This is a genomic window from Metabacillus herbersteinensis, assembly GCF_042433335.1.
In the GTDB taxonomy this organism is placed as follows: Bacteria; Bacillota; Bacilli; order Bacillales; family Bacillaceae; genus Metabacillus; species Metabacillus herbersteinensis.
The window spans coordinates 1-4,646 of record NZ_JBHLVO010000067.1 but is presented as its reverse complement, the minus strand read 5'-3'; the positions used below and the strand labels follow the sequence as shown (position 1 = coordinate 4,646).

Below are 4,646 nucleotides of genomic sequence, written 5' to 3'. Positions count from 1 at the left end.
AGTTAGAACGCCGTATGAGATGAAAGTTTCATGTACGGTGTGAACGAAGGGAAAAGGGAGCGATAACGTCAAACCCTTACCTATTCGTATGAATAAGTTTTATTTAAATGAACATCCCTAATTTTGCTATGTTAAATTTAATAAATGCTGACTCATATAATACATAACTGAAGGAGTGTGGAGCGGTTGAGTGAAAAGTGTGTTACAACTGGTGTGGAACTAAAAAATACTGGATTTGGTTATACGTTATCCTTAATAGGTGGGAAATACAAAATGATTATTCTGCATTGGCTAGCTGAAAATAAAGTGATGCGGCATAATGAGTTGAAACGTAGTATTGGTACGATTTCATTTAAAACGCTTAGTATTATGTTAAAAGAGTTGGAAGCAGATGATCTAATCATACGTAAAGAATATCCCCAAATCCCTCCTAAAGTTGAATATTCATTATCAGAACGTGGTCTTTCTCTCCTTCCCTTGCTTAACATGATGTGTGAGTGGGGGGAGAAAAACAGTTTCTTAACACGTGAGACAACAACTAATAAATGAACATATCTATTCTATTCAACAAAAAGAAGTATCTCCTTATTTAGGAAATACTTCTTCTAAACCTATAAATCTAACATTACATATGGTCAATGAATTTCAGATAATTTTGTGCGCTTTCATCCAATTCTCTTGAGGACAGATCATTTATAGATGGGTCATTTTCTCCCGGTTTACTTTCTTTACCGTAGTATGCAAAGAACGAGCGATAGTTTGCGCTGCAATATAAAAAGGTTGTTTCAAACGGTGATAACAAGTGTTGAAGTGTAGGGTATCTCCCATCAGCACTATAATCATCTTTTTTAATTCCAGCAGACACAGCTAAAGCAATTTTACGGTTTTTTAACTTGTCTCCTCCATTAGAACCATAAGCCCAACCATAGTCAAACACATCGTCTAGCCACTTTTTCAGTAAAGGTGGACAACTAAACCACTGAATGGGGAACTGTAAAACAAGATTACCATGTTCTTCAATTAGTTTTTGTTCTTTTTGAATATCAATGTTGCCGTCAGGGTAGACGTTATACAAGTTGTGTACCGTGTACTGTTCTGGATATTTTTTGAGTTCTTCTACCCAACGCTTATTGATGAACGATGTTTCTATGCTTGGGTGCGCAAGGACAATAAGGGTTTTCATTGATATGATTTCCTCCATAGTTTCCGACTTGTCATAAGTATAAATTACATACTTCAAAGTTGTAAGTATGCACTTTTAGTACAGTTACTTACCTAAAGGAGAGTGTAAAACAACAATGAGATCGAGTAAATGTCAACTATAAATGGCTGACCGATACCCAAGCTATAAAAAGAGAAATATATAAGAATAATTAGAAAAGGGCTATGTAGCAGTCTTCAATTAAACCAGCTAATAGTTTGTCAATACTTTTCACTAAAAACCTAAAATATCTTATGCTATACTAGATTTATGCATACCAAATAACCTTCCAAGGTTCGATGTTTGGAAAGTTTTGGGTTGTTTGGTTATACTTTTAAACTAGGCTAGATCTTGGAAAGCCGATTTGCTCTTTAAAAGTGCATAAATCCAATGTAAGAGTTTATTAGCACATGCTATCACAGCTACTTTAAAGGGTTTTCCTTCTTCACGTTTCTTATCATAAAAACCTCGTAATCGCTTGTTACGAGGAATAATTTCATCTGTCGTTTTCTGCTTGCGACAATCTCGAATGGCACATTTAACGGCCATATACAAGGCCCGTCTTAGTCTGCTAGAGCCTCGTTTGGTAATTCGATTTAAAGTGCTTTTGAATGTGCCAGATTCAAAGATACTAGGATCGATTCCGGCAAATGCTACTAGTTTCTTAGGATGATTAAACCGATCAATTTCCCCAATCTCAGAAATAATCGTGGCAGCGATTTTTTCACCGATGCCAGGGATTGATCGGATAATCTTACACTCTTCAATATGCTTTGCTAAAGTATCTATCTCGTCTTCAAGCGTGGATAGATGTTTTTTGTATTCAAGAAGCATATTAATATACATGTTCAAACTTAAAGAAAGGCTATGATATAAGGCTTTCTGAAATGGGTTTTGAGCTGCGGCAGCCATTAGTTTTTCTGCCTGACTGTTTGCCCATTGTTGTGAACGACTTTTACAGAACTCTTTTATTTTGTTAGCGATGGTTTCTTCGCTTGCTTCCAAGACTTCTTCTGAAGTAGGAAATGCTTGTAAAGTCAGTAAAGAAACATCCGAATATAAGGCTCCAAAAACTCCACAGTATTCAGGAAATACTTGATCCAGAACTGCCTGAAATTGCAGTTTGGTTTGTACAAACATGCCTGTAATATTTTCGTGTTGTCTTGTAAGATTACGAAGGTTTAAAAGTTGGATTCCTCGTTGTTTGTAAGGCTCTAAGTCCTCTTTATAATACAACTCGCAGAGGTGATGAGCGTCAATAATATCAGTCTTTACCTTACGAAAACTAGAACTCTTAGCTCGATATGATATGAGAGGGTTCACGATAATCAACAAGTACCCTTTGTCCTCGAAATATTGCACAATAGGTGTGTGATAATGTCCAGTTGATTCTAATACTATGGGAGGCCGTCCCCCTGATATATCTTCTACTTCTCTAATAAAATCTAGAAGACTACTTAACCCTTCAAGAGTATGTGCTACTTTGAAGCTCTTTTTGTACGGCTGCTTTTTATCCAAGAATGCTTGAACCTGACTTTCACCTTTTGCCACATCCAGACCTATGACTGGATTCATCATTTATCCCCTCCTAAAAATCTATTAACCGGTAACCCCTATTCCTCCATGTAGTATCATAGCTTCGCTTGTTATACGAGTTCATTGTCCCAACCAGCCTCAATCATGTTTCTACAAGTAGGGGGCGAACTGTTTAATGGACGGGATCGAGTCCCAAGGGCGCGTACGTTCTACCCCGGCTACCGTTATCATATATCGATATAAAAAATGGTCAACCAGAAATATTTTCTGGCTGACCTTATAATACGAAGGGCGCGTTTCTGCAGCAAGAAATGTGCCCATATTTATGTATCGGGTCATAGATTGTTGAGGAAGGCTTTAAAGGCTATTAGAAATTTATGTTAAATAAGATGCAGGCGGTGTTTTTTTGAATGGGGTTATTTTTTCAAAAAAGAAGTTATGAGAAAAGTGCAAAACCAATTATTGTTATAAGGACTTTAATGGCGATATCAATGGGGATCTTGTTGGTAATGGGAATAATCAACGGTTTGGATTTCTTTTTTCTTAGGTTAATCTTCATCTTAGCAGGGGTAGGCTCATTTATGGATGGGGTTGAAAGTTATTTTCAAAGAGAAAATAAAAGGGTCTATCTTGTTGATTTCGGATTTGCAATTCTATGGTTTATTTTTTCGTTTCAGCTTTCGGATTAACTTTTTCTTGTTGAACTATAGGGTGCTATGCTTGAATAAGGGCATCGTTTTTTCGTTGTTCAAGTAATAGGTAGATTACTTCAATAAGGGGATTGGAACTTATGGAAAAATACTGGTAATGGTGATTTTTATTAGGAGGATAATTATGAGTAAGGTAATAGATATATTTAAAAATATGTTCTTAGATATATTCTCTATGGGTAAAGGTTTTGTATACGGATTTGTAATGGTTGGATTATTTATTGTAATTTGTGCTGCTTTAATATATGGGGTTCTGTTTCTTAAAAACCTCATATTTTAGTCAAATATTACATAAGTACAAACTATTATCTTATTCAGCAATCGGGCGCTATCATGGAACAAGGATAAGCGCTCATTCTATGTATAGAGCCATCTGAAAAAGGATTGTCTGAATGTGATGAAGAATAAATACTTTATTATGTTGTAGAGGTGGGAAAGCATGTTACAAAAACAAAACTATAAAGCAATGATTCGGACGGCTCGAATAGAAGATGCCGAAGCAGTACTAGATATTCAACGTGAGGTTATTAATGAAAAGGACTATTTTATAGCGGTTTCAGAAGAGTTCAATAAAACGGTGGAAGAGCACCAAGAATGGATAAGAAATATCATCGAGCATGAAAGAGAAACGATGTTTGTTGCAGAAATGAATGGAAAAGTAGTGGGTTGGATCGTGTTCCGGTCACAAGAGAGAAAAAGGATGCACCACACAGGATCCATCGCCATCATGCTTCAGAAAGATTACCGAAATAAGGGAATTGGCAAGCTTTTGATAAATGAGATCCTCTCTTGGGCAGCGCGGCATCCAGTGATCGAAAAAGTATCGTTAGGCACGTTCTCCACGAACTCAAGAGCCATAGAATTATATAACAATCTGGGGTTTGTCGAGGAAGGGCGTAAAGTAAAAGAATTTAAGATTAGTGAAGATAAATATGTAGATGACGTCTTGATGTATAAGTTGGTTAAATAGGTAAGAATTATATCTTTGATAATGAAAAGTTGACTCATGGGGAGCATTTTAGACTTTTGTCAATAAAAAAGCGACTAATAGAAGAAATTTATTATTCCGTTATCGGGCGCATTTTTTCAAGAAGGAGATCGATGTTTTTGTCAACATTAAATTGAGCCAGAGCGATCACTTTAAAAGTGAGCCACTTCATCTTTAGTAGCTCCCATTAGTGGGAGGAATTGGGTGTTTG

General features: G+C 36.3%; 6 protein-coding genes. 4 read left to right on the top strand and 2 right to left on the bottom strand.

Annotated elements, in window-relative coordinates:
- Positions 1-186 precede the first annotated feature (186 nt).
- Positions 187-549, top strand: coding sequence for a winged helix-turn-helix transcriptional regulator (locus ACFFIX_RS27565; protein WP_378939832.1), 363 nt, complete (start codon positions 187-189; stop codon positions 547-549).
- Positions 550-625: 76 nt separating this feature from the next.
- Here the strand turns inward: ACFFIX_RS27565 and ACFFIX_RS27560 are convergent, their stop codons facing one another.
- Positions 626-1,183 carry an NAD(P)H-dependent oxidoreductase gene (locus tag ACFFIX_RS27560; protein ID WP_378939830.1) on the bottom strand — a complete coding sequence of 186 codons (558 nt, stop codon included), beginning with the start codon at positions 1,181-1,183 and terminating at the stop codon, positions 626-628.
- 357 nt (positions 1,184-1,540) lie between these two features.
- A complete protein-coding gene (locus tag ACFFIX_RS27555; protein ID WP_378939828.1) occupies positions 1,541-2,776 on the bottom strand; it encodes an IS110 family RNA-guided transposase in 1,236 nt (411 codons plus the stop codon).
- Between the two features lie 371 nt (positions 2,777-3,147).
- Here ACFFIX_RS27555 and ACFFIX_RS27550 point away from each other — a divergent pair, with 371 nt between their 5' ends.
- The 3 genes from ACFFIX_RS27550 to ACFFIX_RS27540 all read left to right on the top strand — a co-directional run bounded on the left by ACFFIX_RS27550 (position 3,148) and on the right by ACFFIX_RS27540 (position 4,417).
- Positions 3,148-3,426 carry a hypothetical protein gene (locus ACFFIX_RS27550; protein ID WP_378939827.1) on the top strand — a complete coding sequence of 93 codons (279 nt, stop codon included), beginning with the start codon at positions 3,148-3,150 and terminating at the stop codon, positions 3,424-3,426.
- A gap of 145 nt (positions 3,427-3,571) precedes the next feature.
- Positions 3,572-3,727 (top strand): hypothetical protein, encoded by a 156-nt coding sequence (locus ACFFIX_RS27545; protein WP_378939825.1) that lies wholly within the window; start codon positions 3,572-3,574, stop codon positions 3,725-3,727.
- Between the two features lie 159 nt (positions 3,728-3,886).
- A complete protein-coding gene (locus ACFFIX_RS27540) occupies positions 3,887-4,417 on the top strand; it encodes a GNAT family N-acetyltransferase (protein WP_378939823.1) in 531 nt (176 codons plus the stop codon).
- Positions 4,418-4,646 lie beyond the last annotated feature (229 nt).

Excerpts from the sequence above, each read along its gene's own strand:
- ACFFIX_RS27560 (WP_378939830.1), bottom strand. The coding sequence starts at position 1,183 with ATGAAAACCCTTATTGTCCTTGCGCACCCAAGCATAGAAACATCGTTC.
- ACFFIX_RS27555 (WP_378939828.1), bottom strand. The coding sequence starts at position 2,776 with ATGAATCCAGTCATAGGTCTGGATGTGGCAAAAGGTGAAAGTCAGGTT.
- ACFFIX_RS27550 (WP_378939827.1), top strand. The coding sequence starts at position 3,148 with ATGGGGTTATTTTTTCAAAAAAGAAGTTATGAGAAAAGTGCAAAACCA.
- ACFFIX_RS27545 (WP_378939825.1), top strand. The coding sequence starts at position 3,572 with ATGAGTAAGGTAATAGATATATTTAAAAATATGTTCTTAGATATATTC.
- ACFFIX_RS27540 (WP_378939823.1), top strand. The coding sequence starts at position 3,887 with ATGTTACAAAAACAAAACTATAAAGCAATGATTCGGACGGCTCGAATA.